Genomic DNA, 19,773 nt, shown 5'->3' with positions numbered 1-19,773 from the left:
CGGTTTTGGTATAGCCATTGATGGTCAGGTTCGCGGCCGTATCATAGGTCATGCTCTGGTCGCTTGTGTCACCGCCGTCGGCTGTGTTACCATCGAACTTGATGGTGTAAGTGTTGGCACGCCACTGGGCGTACAGGGTCACAACGCCTCCATCGTCGGGCGTCATATTTACGACCTCTTGTCCATTGGCATAGGCTATTCCTCCGCTGTCCTGCTGGGTGTTCCAGCCCGTAAAGGTGTAGCCGGTTTTGGTATAACCGTTGATGGTCAGATTCGCTGCCGTGTCATAGGTCATGCTCTGGTCGCTTGTGTCTCCGCTGTCTGCTGTATTGCCGTCAAATCTGATAGTGTAGCTGTTGGCACGCCACTGGGCATACAGGGTGACTGTTTCCCCTTCGACAGCGGTCAGGTTCACCACATTCTGTGCGTCGGTATAGACTGTCCCGCCGCCATCGGATTGAGTGTTCCAGCCGGTAAAGGTGTAGCCGGTTTTGGTGTAACCGTTAAGTGTCAGGTCAGCCGCTGTGTCATAGGTCATACTCTGGTCGCTTGTGCTGCCGCCATCTGCTGTGTTGCTGTCAAATTTGATGGTATAGTTATTAGCTCGCCACTGGGCGTACAGCGTAACGGTTTCGCCTTCGACGGCCGTCAGATTTATCACATTCTGTCCATCGGTGTAGGCAGTTCCTCCACCATCCTGCTGGGTGTTCCAGCCCGTAAAGGTGTAGCCGGTTTTGATGTAGCCGTTAAGCGTCAGGTCAGCCCTTGTATCATAGGTCATACTCTGGTCGCTTGTGCTGCCGCCATCTGCGGTGTTGCCATCAAATTTGATGGTATAGTTATTGGCTCGCCACTGGGCATACAGGGTAATGGTTTCTCCCTCAATGACCGTCAGATTTGTCACATTCTGGCCATCGGTGTAGGCAATTCCTCCACCATCCTGTTGGGTGTTCCAGCCCGTAAAGGTGTAGCCGGTTTTGGTGTAGCCGTTAAGCGTCAGGTCAGCCGCTGTATCATAGGTCATACTCTGGTCGCTTGTGCTGCCGCCATCTGCCGTGTTGCCGTCAAATTTGATGGTATAGTTATTGGCACGCCACTGGGCATACAGGGTGACGGTTTCGCCTTCATTAACTGTTAGGTTTATGACCTCCTGCCCATCCGCATATCTGGTTCCGCCGCCATCGAGTTAGGTATTCCAGCCGGTAAAGGTGTAGCCGGTTTTGGTGTAGCCGTTAGGCGTCAGGTCAGCCGCTGTGTCATAGGTCATACTCTGGTCGCTTGTGCTGCCGCCATCTGCGGTGTTGCCGTCAAATTTGATGGTATAGTTATTGGCACGCCACTGGGCATACAGAGTAATGGTTTCTCCCTCGATAGCCGTCAGATTTGTCACATTCTGTCCATCGGTGTAGGCAATTCCTCCACCATCCTGTTGGGTGTTCCAGCCCGTAAAGGTGTAACCGGTTTTGGTGTAGCCGTTAAGCGTCAGGTCAGCCGCCGTGTCATAAGTCATGGCCTGGTTCGCTGTGCTGCCGCCGTCTGCGGTGTTGCCGTCGAACTTGACGGTGTAGCTGTTGGCACGCCACTGGGCATACAGGGTGACGGTTTCTCCCTCTGTTGCTGTCAGATTTATGACATTCTGGACATTCGTATAGGACGTTCCTCCGCCATCGGATTGGGTATTCCATCCGTTAAAAGTATACCCTGTTTTAGTGTAGCCGTTAGCCGTCAGATTGGCTGCCTGATCATAAGTCATGGCTTGGTTTGCTGTACTGCCGCCATCGGCGGTGTTGCCGTCAAATTTGACGGTGTAGCTGTTGGCCCGCCACTGAGCGTACAGCTTTACTGTATCTCCTTCGATAGATGTGAGGTTTTTAACATTTTCTCCATCCGTATAGGTGGCTCCACCGCCATCCTGCTGGGTATTCCAGCTGATAAAGGTATAGCCTGTTTTAGTGTAGCCATTGGCCGTCAGATTGGCTGCCGTATCATAAGTCATGCCCTGGCTGGCTGTACTGCCGCCGTCGGCGGTATTTCCATTAAATGTGACGGTATAATGATTTGCCTGCCATTGAGCATATAATGTTATGCTTTCACCTTCAACAGCGGTTAAGTTTTTAACATTCTGCCCATCGGTATAGGCTGTTCCTCCCCCATCGGATTGAGTATTCCAGCCTGTAAAGGTATAGCCGGTTTTTATATAGCCGTTGGCTGTCAGGTTCACCGCCTGATCATAGGTCATGGTCTGGCTGGCTGTACTGCCGCCATCAGCCGTGTTGCCATCAAACTTGACGGTATAGCTGTTAGCGCGCCATTGGGCGTACAGTGTCACTGTTTCACCTTCCTCGGCGGTCAGGTTCTTGACGCTCTCACCATTGGAATATCCGGTACCGCCACCTCCTGACTGAGTATTCCAGCCGGTAAAGGTGTAGCCGGTCTTGGTATAGCCATTCGCTGTCAGGTCGGCTGCCGTGTCATAGGTCATGGTCTGGCTGGCTGTGCCGCCGCCATCAGCCGTATTTCCATCAAATTTAACAGTATACTGATGAGGCTTCCACTGCGCATACAGCATTACTGTGCCCCCTTCGACAGATGTCAGGTTTATAACGCTTTGGCCGTCTGTATAGCCGGCTCCGCTTCCATCGGCATTGCTGTTCCAGCCGGTAAAGGTGTAGCCCGTTCTGGTGTAGGCATTGGCGGTCAGATTGGCTGCAACGTTAAAAGCCATTGGCTGGTTACTCATAATGCCGCCGTCGGCTCTGTTGCCGTCGAATCTGACGGTGTAGTTGTTGGCGCGCCACTGGGCGTACAAGGTTATTTCTTCCCCTTCGGTGGCCGTCAGGTTTATAACATTTTCTCCATCGGTATAAACGGTTCCGCCGCCATCCTGCTGGGTGTTCCAGCCGGTAAAGGTATAGCCGGTTTTGGTATAGCCGTTCGCTGTCAGGTTGGCTGCCTGATCATAGGTCATGGTCTGGCTTGCTGTACTGCCGCCATCTGCTGTATTTCCGTCAAATTTTACGGTATAGTGGTGCGCTTTCCAAATGGCGTAAAAGGTATTATTGTCTGCATTTATTGTAGCGACATCATATGCCGTATAAGAATGACCGGTGCCGTCAACCTTGGTATTCCATGAATCGAATTTATAGCCGGTCCTTGAATACTGCAAATGTGTGTCCGAAGCATTGTCTAAAATAATGTATCCTGCGCCTGTCCCGTAAAATACATTTTTGTAACCGGGCTCCCTGGTATCCCGGTCCTCATACCTTGTGCCTGAACCCTTGTTGGGCTCATAGGTCGGTATATATGACGGAAAATCGATTCCGCCAGTGAAGGCAATATCTTTATTATTCAGAGGATGCAGGTAGTTATAATACTTTTCCACGATGCTGGTGCGGACCGCTGTAATATTGGGATATTGGGCAATTTCCTCACTGGTGGGCTTTCTGGAGCTTATGGCTCTGCCGTTATTTTCAAACTTAACACTCGCGCCAGAAAAATTGATATTGCTTATATTGCCGCCGTAAATGGCGGATGTTGTTGTGTTTTTTATGGTGATATCGCTGCCGGATTCTGCTGTAAGCATGGCATTATTGCGCATCTCAATGGACGTGCCATCCAAAAGCACTGTCCCCTTTAAGATTAAAGTACAGTTGTTCCATGTAAAGATCCGATCTGTGTTTTTAAAGGTACAATCTTCAATGGTTAATGGACTGCTTCGGTCATGATGGAGAGAGCCGACGTTTTCCAGGGTACAGTTTTTAAACAGACTATCACCACTAAAATAAAAAAACATAAAATGTTCACTCGATATGTTCTTAAAAGTGCAGTCAGTGAATGTACCGCTTTGCGGCCTCCATATCATTTCACCTGTTATATTCTGAAAGGTGCTGTTGGTAAAGGTCGCCGTTACCGTAAGGAGGCTAGACGCCATATTCGACCAGCTTGAATCTTTTATGCTTACCTTTCCGTTGGCTTCAACGCCGCCATAAGCATTATTGCTGGCGGTTAACTTTATTTTAGTCATTTCCAGATCTATGCTAACACTGCTTGTAATGTGTTTGGCGTTGTCACCCTGGAGAATGGTGTGTCCATTTCCATTTAAAATTATTTTTACATTTGCCCGGGTAAGCTCTGCCGCTCCATCGCCTGTCATATCATCATTACTGCTCAAACTGATGGTATACTGCGCAGCTGTATCCTGGTTAATGGCGTCAAAAGCGGCCTTCAGTGTTGCGTATTTCTTTTGATCTAAAGTGCTGCCAGCGCTGCTGATCTGGTATGGCTCAGCATTTGACAAAGGCTGTACCTCTCGGGCCTTATTTTCCTGGCTGTCAGCGGCTTCTTCTACGATAACCTTAATACTTGGCGCGGCAAGGCCTTCTGCCAGTACGTATTCTTCTCCTATAGCGGCGGTGAAAGTATACTCGCCCGGGGCATTCATATTATACTGGGGCTGGGCTGCCCAGGTGACGGGCACTTCCACGCTGTTTTCCTGTATTTCTTCTGATCCTTCAAGATTAACGGACACTCTGTCCGGCAGTTCCAGCTGCTCTGCGTTTGTACCCAAAGCAGTATTTCGATTCTTCAGATCTTCGTCAGACACATTAAAGGCAGTGATCACCTGAGCTGGTTTTGAAGCCGCCCTTTCTGATTCTGCCTGGACAGCCGTATTAAGAAAGATCGGAAATATCATGACTACCATCATCAGGAGACTTATATAAATTTTGTATAATTCTTTATCATTCGTTTTTTTCATCGTCAAATTTCCTTTCTAAATTTGTGAACAGTCATTTAAGCAATATATTTTTGAACTATTACTTTAATCAATTTCGATTTCTCAATTATAGCTTTGTCCAGATTGTATTTACAGCCAAAATTCATTATTTCACGCTTTATTATTGACAAATATGTGATTCTTTACAGTTTATACTTTAGTTAAGTAAAAGTTATATATTTATCTACAACTTTAATCATTTTGATTTATTTCTTTTTAACAACACAGCAAAAGCGACGACAAAGACTAATAAAGTAAGAACCACTGGAATATACCCATAGCTTTGTATTCCTGTTCCAACAGCTGTTTTATGTGTGCTGTTATCATTTTTTTCAGAATCTGCATTCACTGTTTTCAACACTTTAAACCCAGTTTGGGCGGAATGGATACCATTATCTGCTCTTAGCTGGTGATCGCCCTCTTCTATGTCAGAGGGTACCTGAAATGTAAGTGTCACCTTTCCTTCTTCGTCCGCTGCTGCTCTCCCTATTTCTTTTGGTATTGAGTGCAACGTAAAGGTGATCTCTACATTCGGTTCAAAGTCTTCGCCGGTCACAGTGATGGTATCGCCATGCTTTCCAGTGCTCTGGCTTGTGCTGATACCTGGTGTCCGTAAACGCCACTGGGCGTATAAGGACAGGGTTTCATTGTCTACCGTGGTCAGGTTCCTGACATTTTCACCATTGGTATAGGCGGTTCCTTTGCCATCGGTCTGGGTATTCCAGCCGATAAAGACAGCGCCAATTTTGGTATAGCTGTTGAGCTCCAGGTCGGCTGCCTGATCATAGATCATGGTCTGGTCCGGCATACTGCCGCCGTCGGCGGTGTTGCCGTCGAATTTGACGGAGTAGGTGTTCGTCCGCCACTGGGCGTACAGGGTCACAACACCTCCATCGTCGGGTGTCATATTTTTGACATTTTCGCTTTCGGTATAAGCTGTTCCTCCACCGTCCTGCTGGGTGTTCCAGCCGGTAAAGGTGTAGCCGGTTTTAGTGTAGCCGTTAAGCCTCAGATCGACCGCTGTATCATAAGTCATACTCTGGTCGCTTGTGCTGCCACCGTCGGCGCTGTTACCGTCAAATTTGATGGTATAGTTATTGGCTCGCCACTGGGCGTACAGGATAACTGTTTCGCCCTCGGTAGCTGTCAGATTTATAACATTTTGTCCATCGATATAGGATGTTCCCTTGCCGTCCGCCTGACTGTTCCAACCAATAAAGGTATAGCCGTTAGCCGTCAGGTTCGCCGCTGTGTCATAGATCATGCTCTGGGCTGCCGTATCTCCGCCGTCTGCTGTGTTACCGTCAAATTTGATGGTGTAGCTGTTGGCACACCACTGAGCATACAGGCTTACTTCTTCCCCTTCGGTGGCCGTCAGGTTTATGACATTTTGTCCATCTATATAGGTCGTTCCCCCGCCATCCTGCTGGGTGTTCCAGCCTGTAAAGCTATAACCCGTTTTGGTATAGCCGTTCGCCGTCAGGTGGGCTGCTGTATCATAGGTCATGGTTTGTTCCGGTGTGCCACCGCCGTCCGCAGTGTTGCCGTCGTATTTAATGGTATAATTATTGGCACGCCACTGGGCGTATAATTTGACTACTTCCCCATCTATGACTGTAAGATCCTCGTTTAAGGTAGTTTTATCAGGATAAACAGTGCCACTTTTCAAATCCTTCCAGCCGTTAAAGGTATAGCCTGCCTTTGTGAATTCATTTGGGTTCAAAGACAGGGCTTCTCCGTAGTTTTTTATCTGATCCGGCATCACCCCTCTGCCTCCGTTACTGTCGAAGGAAAGCGTGTAGACAGCGGAAAATATAATTTGACGATAACTGGAAACAGAGCTTCCATCCGTAATGTTTAACGTATATGCGCCAATATCTTTTGCTTCCAGCGTCTGTGATGTTGCGCCCTCTATATCCTTTCCGTTCAATTGCCATTGATAGTTTGCCGATGATGAATAATCATCGGGATTTAAGAGCTTTAAGGTAACTGGCGTGCTGAGATACTTGGCCGTTATTTTTTCTGGAAGTCCACTGTTATCATAGTCCTTTACAGAAGATGGCGCTTCAATATCGGTGAGAGGCATATTAACAAGGGGAAGCCACAAATAGACTGCTGAATTTGAGTCGGTATAGACTTCGCCAACACCGTAAAGATTCAAATGCGCGTCTGGTACGAGCGTTGTATGAAGCCTGGACATCAGCGCATCAAGCGCACCCGCATTGACCCGTTCGTTCGGGCCATAAATAGAGCTTGCATCGATTTTATTTTGCGCTACGGGAAGTCCAGCACCATTCAAAAAACTTCCTGATATTGAAGAATTTACATATAAACTTCCTCCGTTTATGATTGCTTTATTACATTCTATACTAGGGTTTCTGTACCCATCAGCTGTTACAGTTCCTCCATTCAATAATAATGTATTTGCAATAATTCCCTTTTTTTCAAAATTATTATTGGTATGACTGATGGTTACTTTTCCACCATTTATTTCTATATCTGCACCATATCCTCCCAAAATAGCATTCCATTTGCCTGCATAACAATTAATTGTACCGCTATTTATTGTTATGTCTCCGCTGCCTAAACTATCATATGATGATGCCCCTCCTATGGCTGCACTATAGTTTCCTCCTCTGGCCTCAAGAAAACCATTGCCCCCATCTTCAATAGTGAGTGAACTTCCCACACGCACTAATATTCCCGCATAATAGGAGCCTGATGGCTGAACATAATTATTTCCCACAATCGTAAGTGTAACAGTCGAATTTTCAGTAATGGAAAAGCCGTCTCCGCTGGGTGATTTAATGTTAATACCATTTACAACAACATTCGTCTCGATCCCTCCTCGCACCATAACGGAATGATTAGTGGTGGCGCCGGAAGTGCTGTACAGCTCAATCGTATCGGATGAGGCGACCCCGTGAGTTACTGAACTGCCCTGTGTAACCTGGATATCTGACTGACCCGTCGTGTCTGGCTCAACGACAATACTTCCACTGGTGATATCAAATGAGAAGGCCTGATTTAAAAAATCCTGAAATTCAGAATTTTCCTGTTTATTGCTCACTATCTCATCATCATTAGCTGCTATAGGATCATCCGCTTGTTTTACAGTTACTGTAAGGTCTGGAGCCACAAGTGTATCTGATAGTATATAGGCCTCTGCGGGTACAGCGGTAAATCGGTATTCTCCGGGAGTGTCCTTATCATACTGGGGCTGGGCTGTCCAGGTGACAGGTATCTCAAGCTGCTGTTCATTTTTGCTGCCTTCTACCCTGGCGGGCAGGCTGGAAGGCAGGCTCAGCTGCTCCAGGCTGGTTCCTAACGCGATATCCCGGCTGGCTAAGCTTTCATCAGGTATATCAAAAGCACTGATTATTTGATTTATTTGGGGTAAGTTCTGCTCTTCTGCCTGAACTCCTGTATTTAATAAAAACACAAACAACAGCATAAGCAGCAGGATCAAACCTATACTTAACTTATGAAGTTCTTTTGTGTAAAACTTTTTCATAAAACGCCTCCCTTTATCTTCTAAACTTATTTTTTTATGTCTGGTTCTTGAGTATAACAGTGAAGAACATATTTTAAAATGAGTAAACAAAATTTTCACGCTTCATTGTTGACACCGCTGTGACAACCTGTTCATTATTGGCCTATGGCCTCAAATAACTGTTCTGTTCATTTTTCCTGTTTTTTTAAACGCAATACTAAACAAAAGCATATTCTTTAATTTTATTTAAAACACTTGTGCAAAAAAAGTTCTGTGTTAGAATGAAGCCAAACAAAACATGAAAGGATGTGTTTAATTAAAATGAAAATATTTTAAATTATCCGGTCAACGGTCTCCATGCTTCTTTTAATCTTAGTGCTTTGGAGTATGCCTGTTTCTGCCCAAGCCTCTGATAACGATTCATTCAGTGGCTGTGCACAGCTACAATATCAGACTTCCCGATGGCGTCCCATCCGTCCTATCTTCGTAATTCGGTAAAAAACTTTGTAAATTTTGATAGTCATATATTTTAGAAAAGGATGTGCTAAAAATGAAAAAGTTCAAAACAATTTTGTCAACGATTTCTATGCTCTTTGTCGTTTTGCTGTTTGGGAATCTTTCGGTTTTTGCCCAGGATTCGGATGCTGGCCCCCCCGAAGGGTATCCTCCCACACAGCTTTATTTTAATAAAGACTCGGTAAAGGATGGCGAGCAGGTAACAGCGACCTTAGAGCTGAACAACCAGACAAACGCCGATCTAATGAATGTAACCCTTGAGACCACGCTCCCTGAGGGATTATATTCTGAAAACACCATGAGAACCTATGATAAGATCGCTGCCGGACAGAAGATTATCCACAGCTTTACAATACAGGCTGGCGAAAAGAGTTCCGTGGTTCCTGTGTCGCTCTCCAGTATCCCCTCAACCCCCATAACGGGGACACCGAGTAAGATTGGCATTGGGATTGTCTTAACTGCTGCATTTATCGTCTTTGGCGTCTGGCTTTGCAAAAGAAAGAAGGGGCAGATGGCGATCTCACTGGCTTTATGCCTGCTTTTAACAACACAGCTTCTGATGACTGCTTTTCCAAGCTCAGTTCACGCTGAGGAAGAGAACGACGCGGATACTCTTCTGTCTGATGAAATAGAAAACCTCTCTTATTCTGTAAACAACAATTTAATTGTAAACGAGGTTAATGAAACAATCTTAACCACTATCTCTATTGGTTCTGTCGAATCGGTTGAGCTGCCTGAAATTGGGTTTGAAGTGCTTCAGAGCAACAGCTCTGTCGCCGCTGGCGCAGCATTTTTTGATGTTATTATTTCCAGCCAGAGCGATCCCTTCTCAGATCATATCAAGGCTGAGGATATTGTCCTGAAAAATGCTTTTGAAAACGCTAAAATTGATGCGATAAATCTTTTGGATGATCATACTTTATCGCTGGGGCTTACTGGTCCTTTAGATAAAGAGGATGAGAGCAACGGTCTCCTTGAGCTTAATAAAGAATGTTTTAAGCAGGATGGCGAAAAGCAGGGCCGTTTAATGGTTGACGTCTCCTCTCCGCTGCCGTGTTTTGCGGAAGGGACTGAAAATGTTCATTTTAATGAAAGTGGACAGGCAGTGCTGCAATTCAGTATTGACACCGCACAGTTCTCCCAGACGGCAAACGCGTCGGCCTTTACCTTTGACGATCCAGCGATCCAGCCGGTTAACCTGACTGTTCCTTCAACGCTTTCCGGCAGGGATGGGCTTCTGGAAGTAAGTGTCAATGGTGCGGAAAGCAAAACAGATATCATGAACGCGCTTCGCGGCGCCACAATGACCATTGACGGCTCTGCCCTTAATTGTGACAGTCTGACGCTGCCATTAAAGCTTGAAGAAGAAAGAATCAATACTGATTTGATTTTAGCGAGCGCTGTGCCAAGCTCTGAAAAAGAGACTCAGGCCGCTGCCGAGTTTACTGGCCTTGTAAGCTCGCTCAACGGCAGTGTTGATTTATCGCAGGGGGGCATTGCTCTCGCTGGCGAGCCGCAGCCTGGTGTCAGTATTTCACCTTTAAAGGTTTCAGAAGATTCCAACAATCATTTTAGCTTTACCGTAACAATCGATGATCCTGAGTTGCCCAACTGGGCGAAGGAGGACGAAGGGCTTGAAACGTTCTTTGCCTACTGGGCCTACTCACAGAAGCTTTATCTGGATACAGGCTGTGTTACTGACGCCTACGGCGTCCCCGTTCAGGCTTCTGAATACGCCATGGTCGTTTATGAAAGTGATGTTTCGGAAGATGCGCCGTTAGCTTCAAACGCGTCAGGAAAAGATATTGCCTCAAAATCGTTCACCTATACTTCTAAGATATTGAATATTGTCAATTCCTTTGTCAAGGATGCTCCTTGGGCGGGAGTTGCCGGAATCCTAGGGCTCGGCGGTGATGCTTTATCCAGCGGTTCTGGTGGAATGGGTGAAATTAAAGAGAATTTGATCGCACTGAATACTGAAGTTGCCGAACTCAATAAAAAAACAGATGCTATCAGTCAGGATCTAAAATATCTGGTAAATCACATCAAAGATACGGAAATGCGAAATAAGGTTTCCGCATTCGGAAAAGAGGCTGACCGCCTCTCTTGGACTGTTAATAAAATCAACAGTCAGGAAAATAATGCGATTGCTAACTTAATGGAGGTCACGGACACTGCTTCCAACGAATATCATACCTATGTCAATCAGATTAATAATACGGTTGCATACAGCGCTGGGGGCGGCGACACCTTTGCAAAAGATACTCTGGCCTTTGGAAAATCCATTCTCGGTGACAATTTCATGGAAAGCGACAGCACTTTGGATGTCTACGTGAACCTTTACAACTCCCGTTGTAATTGGGCTTCACAAACTATAAATCCGAAATCTAATTTTTTAGCTTATGCTAACTCTCTTTACTTAAAAGCTTATATGATGAGCATGTGCTATATGCAAAGTAGTAACACTAACCATCAATATGATCACGCCATTGACGAAATGAAAATCCAATTCCAAGCATTTCTTAAAAAAAGTGATGTTTATAATGATGCTATGGTTCTCCCAGAAGGAAAAGACATTAATCTTATTGACGGAAAGGAATATAGCTATAATGGTCTTTATTCTTATAACTTGCAAAATCATTTTGAACGAAGTTTTCCCGGACGTATGTTTAGTACTTCATATATTTCATCAAAACCAATGTATATAAAATCTTTTACAGAATTAGTCCGAAACGCTTTTAATGCACGTAATGAAAGTTTTAATACAATCAACAAAAATCCAGATATGAAAACATTAATCGCGATGAAAGGCAGACTTAATTCCAGTGGTAAAACATCTATTCTCGAAGAATTGACAGACCTTGGCTTTAATACAAAAGGCGGCAAGGTTCTTTATATCGGAAACAGCAGCTTAATCGATAAAGATTTAACACCATCTATCTCTATGGGATACGAATACGGCGCAAATGCAGCCTATAGGTTTTACGGAGATGTTTTCAACCTCGAGACTGGTATTGCCCAAGAAAACGAACATTTATTTGATGTTAATGTATCTGCATTTGCTTATAAAAAATGGGATGCTAAAATTAGTCTGAATTTACTTCCTGACAAAATAATATCTTTTATCGGATAGAACGCTAAGTTATAGTCTTATTGCTTGCCAAATTGCTATCACTCCACACGGTGTTTCTATATTTTCACATACCATTGTTGATACCGCTGTGATAACCTGTTTAGCTTATAACCTCAAATAACTGTAAAGTAATATTTTAAAAATATCTAAAAAATTATAAAGGATGTGTTTTTAAATGAAAAAGTTTAAAATAATTATATCAACGATTTTGATGCTTTTGGTCGTTTTGATGTTTGGGAATCTGTCGGTTTTTGCCCAGGATTCTGATACAGGCCCCCCCGAAGGATATCCTCCCACACAGCTTTATTTTAATAAAGAATCTGTAAAGGATGGCGACCAGGTAACGGCGACCTTAGAGCTGGACAACCAGACAAACGCTGATTTAATGAATGTAACCCTTGAGACCACTCTCCCTGAGGGGCTGTATTCCGAAAACACTACAAGAACCTATGATAAGATTGCCGTCGGGCAGAAAATCCTCCACAGCTTTACAATACATGTCGGTGAAAAGAGCTCTGTGATTCCTGTATCGCTTACCACTATCCCATCAAATCCTGTAACGGGAACAGTGGATAAAATCGGTATCGGCATCGGTATTCTCTTAGCCGCTGCACTGATCGTCTTTTGTATCTGGCTCTGCAAAAGGAAAAAGGGACAGAAGCTGCTCTCAATTGCGCTCTGCCTGCTTTTAACAACACAGCTTCTGATGACCGCTTTTCCAAATTCAGTTTATGCCGAGGAAGAAAGCGATGCGGATGCATCTTTGTCTGATGAAATTGAAGGCATTACTTATTCTGTGAACAATGATTTGAATGTAAACGGAAGCACAAAGACACTTGCTACCAAGGTTTCCATTGGTTCTGCAAAGCTGGTTGATCTGCCTGAAATTGATTTTGAAATGCTTCAGACCAACAGCTCTGTCGCCGCTGGCGCAGCCTTTTTCAACATTGTTATTTCCAGCCAGGAAGATTCATTCTCTGACGCTGTCAAGACTGAGGATATTGCGCTTAAAAATGCTTTTAAAAACGCTAAAATTGAAATGGTAAATCTTTTGGATGATCATACTTTAGTGTTAAGCCTAACAGGAACTTTGGATAAAGAGGATGAAAGCAATGGACTGCTTGAGTTTAACAAAGACTGCTTTAAGCAGGACGGTGAAAAGCAAGGGCGTCTGATGGTTGATGTCTCCTCTCCGCTGCCGTACTTTGCGGAAGGCACTGAAAATGTCCATTTTAATGAAAGTGGACAGGCAGTGCTGCAATTTAACATTGACACTGCCCAGTTCTCCCAGACGGCAAACGCGTCGGCCTTTACCTTTAACGATCCAGCGATCCAGCCGGTTAACCTGACTGTTCCTTCAACGCTTTCCGGCAGGGATGGGCTTCTGGAAGTAAGTGTCAATGGTGCGGAAAACAAAACAGATATCATGAACGCGCTTCGCGGCGCCACAATGACCATTGACGGTTCTGCCCTTAATTGTGACAGTCTGACGCTGCCGCTGAAGCTTGAAGAAGAAAGAATCAGCACCGATTTAATTTTAGCGAGCGCTGTGCCAAGCTCTGAAAAAGAGACTCAGGCCACTGCCGAGTTTACTGGCCTTGTAAGCTCGCTCAACGGCAGCGTTGATTTATCGCAGGGGACCATCGCTCTTGCTGACGCGCCGCAGCCAGGCGTCACTGTTTCGCCGCTGGAGGTCACGGAAGGTTCCAACAATCGTTTTAAATTTTCTGTGACAATTGATGATCCTGAGCTTCCCAACTGGGCGAAGGAGGATGAAGGGCTTGAAATGTTTTTTGCCCACTGGGCCTACTCGCAGAGGCTTTATCTGGATACAGGCTGTGTTACTGATGCCTACGGTGTTCCGGTTCAGGCTTCTGAATACGCCATGGTCGTGTACGAAAATGATGTCTCGGAGGATGAGCTTCTGGCTTCAAATGCGTCGGGACAAGCTATTATCGCAAAATCATTCACCTACACTTCTAAAATACTGAACATTGTCAATTCCTTTGTCAAGGGCGCCCCTCTGGCGGGAATTGCTGGAATTCTGGGCCTTGGTGGGGATGCTTTATCCGGTTCAAGCGCAATGGGCGAAATTAAAGAGAATTTGACGGCGCTGAATGCTGAAGTTGCTGAAATCAGCCAAAAAACAGACGCCATCAGCCAGGAACTCAAAGACCTGATAAATCATATCAAAGATACGGAAATGCGAGATAAGGTTTCCGCATTCGGAAAAGAGGCGGACAGTCTTGCCTGGACTGTTAACAAAGTCAATAGCCCGAAAAATGATGTACTTGCTAACTTAATGGAGGTCACAGACACTGAATCCACTGAATATCACACCTATGTTAATGAGATTAATAATACGGTTGCATACAGCGCCGGCGGCGGCGATACCTTTGCAAGAGACACTCTGGCCTTCGGAAAATCCATTCTCGGTGATAATGTCATGGAAAGCGACAGCACCTTAGATGTCTATGTGAACCTCTATAATTCACGCTATAACTGGTCCTCTCAAACCATTCCTGCTAAATCCCGTTTTCTGGCCTATACCACCTCACTCTACCTGAAAGCCTATATGATAAGCATGTGCTATATGCAGAGCAATAACACAGACCATCGGTATGATTACGCAATAGAGCAGATGAGAGGACAATTTCAAAAATTCAGTGAAAAATGCGAGGCCTATAATACAAGTATGACACTTCCTGAGGGAAAGGATATCAACCTGATTGACGGAAAAACATATGCTTATGATTCTTTTGTTGTTTTTGATCTAAAAGCCTATTTTAAGCAGTGCGAGGAACGAATGAGAATGTATTCCTCCACGGCTATATTTCATCCTGATCTCTATGAAAACATAATGTCTCAGTGCTTGCATATTGAAATGTTTAATTACGTTTATCAATATCATCGGCGAAATATATCATTCCCGCCAATTGAAACCTTAAACGCTATGAAATCACGGCTATCTGCCAGCGGTAAAAGTTCGCTCCGCGATGAACTGGAGTCTGTCGGCTTCTCCATACCTGGAGATTATATTTATAACGGTAACCTGAGTTACAACCGTAATCAGATGAAACAGTATAATTATATCGGCTATTTTATATATAAAGGTGACTTTATATACCATGCTGATTTATACAATCTGAAAACTGGTAACATGGAAAATAACATCTCGCTCTTAAAAGCTGATATTGATACTAAAAACATGAACAACTGGCAGTCAAAATCCATACAAACGATGTTTAATAATAAAATAATAGTTATGTTACAGTAAAACATTTTATAATCACATCAAATAATTCTTATAAAAAAGCAGCTCCACGCTTAGACAGAGGAGCTGCTTCTTTTGATTTTTTATCATAATTTATTACAGTGTTAACGATAAGAATGATTCTCATGATAATCCTGTATGGTCTTAAGCACCTGCGGATAGCGTTTTTCTGGAACCGGCAGGGCGCTGCCATCGTACATATTTATTTCACGGTACTGCACATTTAACACATAGTCCAGATTGATGATATAGCTGCGGTGGATTCTGACAAACTGCGCTGGCAGCTCTGTCTCGATCTCACCGATGGGCACCCGGATATTCATGGCCTTATCAACACATTGCAGTCTGCTTTTGCGGTGTCCGGCCTCAATGTAAATGATCTGATTGATATCTACAAAATACTCTTCTTTATTCAGTCCTTTAAAACAAACTTTTTTCTCTTTGCCGATTTTTTCCTGGATCAGCTTTTGCATGTACTCGTAATTTTCGCGTCCGGCTTTAAAGGGAAAGTATTTCTCGTTGCCGGCCAGCAGGTTATCTGCGGTGTTGGATACATGAATGTGAATGGCGAGCAGTCTGCCCTCCTGTCTGCGGTATACAAAGGTACAGCGCTGCTGGGCCAGCATGATGTAGTTCTGGACACCCTCGTTATAAACGGTATACTTTCCGCTGACAACACAGCCTTCCTCACTTTCCCCAACAAGCTCATAAACGTCGTCTTTGATCTGAAAAGGAATCCCCTGTTCAATCTCCAGTATTTTTTTAAAGTTATCCAAACCGTTAATAAACTGGCTTTTAAGCGGACCGATCCACATAATATCTTCTGCCATCTGCTCAATCACAAAATCCAGATCTCGTTCGTAATGCTTTCGCATAATCATGCGTGTCAGCTCCACGGCATCCTGTTTCATTTCCTTTTCCTCTTCCGGCAGTGTTTTCCAAGGCACTGTCTGTTTTAAAGTATTGGTTATATTATATCATTTCAGTCCAACATAAAAAACACCTTTCGTCACGACTTTTGGCGGTTTACATTATTGCGGGTTTTAACGCTTTCCTGCTTTTCAGACTAAAAGAGACCGCCGTAGCCGACAGTCTCTGAAAATTTCGTTGGTGATGGGCTTAAAATGATGTCCAGCCGCCGTCAGTAGCGACAATTTCCCCGGTCATATGGCTTGCGTCGTCGGACGCTAAAAACAGAATGGAGGCGGCCTGTTCCTCCGCCTGGGCGTCACGCTTGAGCATGGATTCTGTTTTCTGGCCTGCCATGGACTGTGCTTCCTGTTCTGAGGCGCCGCTTGCCTTTGCTTCCTTTTGTTTCTGTACGACAAATTCGTAGGCTTCCTTTACCATTGGTGTATCTGTCCCCGCTGGATTGACGGAATTGACGCGGATACCAAAACGCGCATAATCCAACGCCAGATTTTTGGTCAGCCCGTTTACCGCATGTTTTGACGCGACATAGGCGGGGTTTCCCGGCAAGCCGGTGAGGCCTGCGATGGACGCGTTATTGACAATAGCGCCGCCTTTTCCCTGATCCATAAACTGCTGAAGCTCATATTTACAGTTGTAAAAAACTGAATAGAAATTATTGGCCATGGTATAGTCCATCTGTTCCTTTGTGAGGGCGTGAACAGGGTCTGGATTTCCCATTACACCGGCGTTGTTAATGGCGATATCGATCTGTCCGTAGATTCTCACAGCTTCTTCAACCATTTTTCTGGCGTTTTCTTCAATCGACAGATCCAGACACAGGAAAATGGCTTCGCCGCCTTCCTCTTTTACGGCTTTTAATACTTCCTCGCCTTCCTTTTTAAGACGGTCTGCCAGAACCAGCTTCGCGCCTTCTTTTACAGCTCTTAACGCTGTGGCCTTTCCAATACCGCGCGCTGCGCCTGTCAGCACGATAACCTGATCCTTAAAACGTTCCGGGAATATTTTTTTCATGATCGGACTCCTTTACTAAATGGTTCTCTTATTTATATTATATCTTAATTCTTACCAGGTATTTTTCAAGTTTTCGTCAAGATTTTCAGTCGCTTTTATAAACCATGCTCCAGCGCATTAAAAAAACTGCCGATCAACGTCTTTGTGCTGATACGGCAGCTTTTTTATGCTTATTTAACTTTCCAGACCCGTTTTTCGTAATCCTCTATGGAGCGGTCGCTTGAGAAGATTCCCGAATGGGCAATGTTGATGGCGGACATTTTCTGCCATTGCTTCTGGTCTCTGTAGACGTTGCTGGCGATATCCTGAATATCGACATACGGAGCAAAATCCTTCAGGACAAAATAGGTATCATTGTGTAGCAGCAGGGAGTCGTAAATCATCTGGAACCCTGCGCTTTCACCAAAGAAGCCGTTGATCAGCTGTCCTAAGATTTCCTGCAGGCGGGAATCAGACTCGTAAACTTCCAGTGAGCGGTAGCCGCCGTGGGTATTGTAATTGTACACCTCTGTATCGGACAGGCCAAAGGTAAAGATATTGTCCATTCCCACAGCCTCGGCGATTTCGACATTGGCGCCGTCCATGGTGCCAAGGGTGAGGGCACCGTTCATCATGAACTTCATATTGCCGGTACCGGAGGCCTCTTTACCTGCGGTTGAAATCTGTTCTGAGATTTCGGCAGCCGGGTAGATAATTTCTGCCACGGATACGTTAAAGTTTGGCACAAAAACCACCTTGAGCTTGTCCTTAACCAGCGGATCGTTATTGACGCGGTCTGCTACCACGTTAATCAGGCGGATCACTTCCTTAGCATATACGTAGGAGGGTGCGGCCTTACCCGCGAGTATATAGGTTTTTGGTACAATATCGGCATTTGGATTTGAGCGCAGCTGATTATAGGTCAAAATAACGTGCAGAATGTTTAAAAGCTGACGTTTATATTCATGGATACGCTTGACCTGTACGTCGAAAATGGAATCTGGATTCAGGATAATGCCCTGGGTTTCCTTGATATACTTCGCCAGACGTTCTTTATTGGCGCGCTTGATGTCTGCCAGTTTTTTACAGAACGCAGCGTCTTCTGCATGGGGCAGCAGGGCTTCCAGGCTGCACATATTGCCAGGCTTTTTCCAGTCTGTACCAATGGTATCATCCAGCAGTGTCTTGAGCCCTGGGTTGCTGCCCATCATAAAGCGGCGCTGGGTGACCCCATTGGTAACAGAGGTAAAGCGGTCTGGGAATACTGCGTAAAAATCCTTAAAGGTTTCTTCTCTCAGGATTTTGCTGTGCAGCTCTGCCACACCGTTGACGGAATGGCTGCCAATGATGGCTAAATGGGCCATATGAACCTGGCCGTCCTTTAAAATCGCCATGCTGTAATTGCGGTCTACCTGTTCTGGGTAGAACCAGTTCATATCGTTTATGAATCGGCGGTTAATTTCTTCGATGATCTGGTAAACACGCGGCAGCAGCTTTTGTACCATGTCGATTGGCCATTTTTCAAGGGCTTCTGGTAAGACGGTATGGTTGGTAAAGCTGATGGATTTAATGGTCATATCCCAGGCGATATCCCAGTCGTAGCCTTCTTCGTCAACTAAAATTCGCATAAGCTCTGGCACGCAGAGGGCTGGATGTGTGTCGTTAATATGGATACATATTTTATCTGGGAAGCCGTCCATTGAGCCGTGGTTGTGCTTTTTATAACGGCGGACAATCCGTTTGAGTCCTGCGCACACAAAGAAATATTCCTGCTTGAGGCGCAGCAGCTTGCCCTCAAACCCGTGGTCGCTGGGGTACAGGATCTGGCTGATGGATTCCGCCTCTGATTTACGCTGCATAGCTTTGAGGAAGTGCCCTTGGTTAAAGGTGGAGAGGTCAAAGTCTTCCACAGGCTTGGCGCTCCATAAGCGCAGTGAGTTTACTGTGTCGTTGCGGTAGCCCTTTACTGGAATATCGTAGGGAACTGCCAGAACCGGATCGTAGTTCTCATGGATAAACTGCATTTTGCCATTGACTTCTTCCATGCGCACATCCCCGTTATATTTAACCACAACGGCCTTATCGGGCTTTACGATTTCGAAGGGATAGCCGTTTTTAAGCCAGATATCCGCTACTTCTACTTGTTCGTTGTTAATGATTTTCTGCTCAAAAAGACCGTATTTGTAGCGGATGCCATTGCCGTGTCCCGGAAATCCCAGAGCTGCTGTAGAGTCCAGGAAACAGGCCATCAGCCGGCCAAGGCCGCCGTTCCCCAGGGCTGGATCATGTTCCTCGGCCTGAAGGGCTTCGTAGTCGACGCCCAGCTCGTCCAGGGTCTCTTCAACCATGGTATCCCAGCCTAAGTTATTGACATAGGCTTTTAACAAACGGCCGATCAGGAACTCGATGGAGAAAAAGTAAATCTGTTTTTCTTCCATTTTGTGCAGACGGCTGTTATTGACAGCCCACTCCGCTGTGATTTCTTCCATCACCAGTTCTGCCAGCGCTTCGTACTGGTGCCTGGTAGTGGACTCGCTGAAGTCTTCACCGGAGACTTCTTCTACTTTTTTAATGAAGGCCTTTCTGAAGGCCTCCTTTGTCTTGACTTTATGTTTTGTATTTTTATCTGTAATTGCCATTTTATTGATTTCCTTTCAGAA

At 45.2% G+C, this 19,773-nt stretch carries 8 protein-coding genes; 2 read left to right on the top strand and 6 right to left on the bottom strand.

The window, feature by feature from the left end; genetic code table 11:
* From DW091_RS18205 to DW091_RS18195, 3 genes are all read right to left on the bottom strand, one after another.
* Positions 1-1,024 (bottom strand): InlB B-repeat-containing protein (locus DW091_RS18205; RefSeq protein ID WP_147365308.1); only part of this gene is annotated, 1,024 nt, incomplete at its 3' end.
* 162 nt (positions 1,025-1,186) lie between these two features.
* On the bottom strand, positions 1,187-4,756 hold the full coding sequence (locus tag DW091_RS18200) for an InlB B-repeat-containing protein (RefSeq protein WP_118518901.1): 3,570 nt from the start codon (positions 4,754-4,756) through the stop codon (positions 1,187-1,189).
* Between the two features lie 214 nt (positions 4,757-4,970).
* The gene (locus DW091_RS18195; RefSeq protein ID WP_118518900.1) at positions 4,971-8,288 is read right to left on the bottom strand and encodes an InlB B-repeat-containing protein; all 3,318 of its coding nucleotides are present in this window, start codon (positions 8,286-8,288) and stop codon (positions 4,971-4,973) included.
* A gap of 529 nt (positions 8,289-8,817) precedes the next feature.
* Between DW091_RS18195 and DW091_RS18190 the strand changes: the two genes are divergently transcribed.
* Both DW091_RS18190 and DW091_RS18185 read left to right on the top strand, forming a co-directional pair.
* Complete coding sequence (locus tag DW091_RS18190) at positions 8,818-11,916, top strand: hypothetical protein (RefSeq protein ID WP_118518899.1); 3,099 nt, start codon at positions 8,818-8,820, stop codon at positions 11,914-11,916.
* Positions 11,917-12,091: 175 nt separating this feature from the next.
* Complete coding sequence (locus DW091_RS18185) at positions 12,092-15,193, top strand: hypothetical protein (protein ID WP_118518898.1); 3,102 nt, start codon at positions 12,092-12,094, stop codon at positions 15,191-15,193.
* Positions 15,194-15,294: 101 nt separating this feature from the next.
* On the opposite strand, the gene DW091_RS18180 is transcribed toward DW091_RS18185, so the two are convergent.
* The 3 genes from DW091_RS18180 to DW091_RS18170 all read right to left on the bottom strand — a co-directional run bounded on the left by DW091_RS18180 (position 15,295) and on the right by DW091_RS18170 (position 19,752).
* The gene (locus DW091_RS18180; protein ID WP_096920360.1) at positions 15,295-16,101 is read right to left on the bottom strand and encodes a LytTR family transcriptional regulator; all 807 of its coding nucleotides are present in this window, start codon (positions 16,099-16,101) and stop codon (positions 15,295-15,297) included.
* Between the two features lie 208 nt (positions 16,102-16,309).
* Positions 16,310-17,134: an SDR family oxidoreductase gene (locus tag DW091_RS18175; RefSeq protein WP_118518897.1), complete on the bottom strand. Its 825-nt coding sequence runs from the start codon at positions 17,132-17,134 to the stop codon at positions 16,310-16,312.
* Between the two features lie 170 nt (positions 17,135-17,304).
* Positions 17,305-19,752 carry a glycogen/starch/alpha-glucan phosphorylase gene (locus DW091_RS18170; protein WP_096920358.1) on the bottom strand — a complete coding sequence of 816 codons (2,448 nt, stop codon included), beginning with the start codon at positions 19,750-19,752 and terminating at the stop codon, positions 17,305-17,307.
* Positions 19,753-19,773 lie beyond the last annotated feature (21 nt).

It is taken from the genome of Eubacterium sp. AM05-23 (genome assembly GCF_003477535.1).
GTDB lineage: Bacteria > Bacillota > Clostridia > Eubacteriales > Eubacteriaceae > Eubacterium > Eubacterium maltosivorans.
The sequence above is the reverse complement of the archived record's forward strand: the minus strand, read 5'-3'. Positions and strand labels throughout refer to the sequence as shown.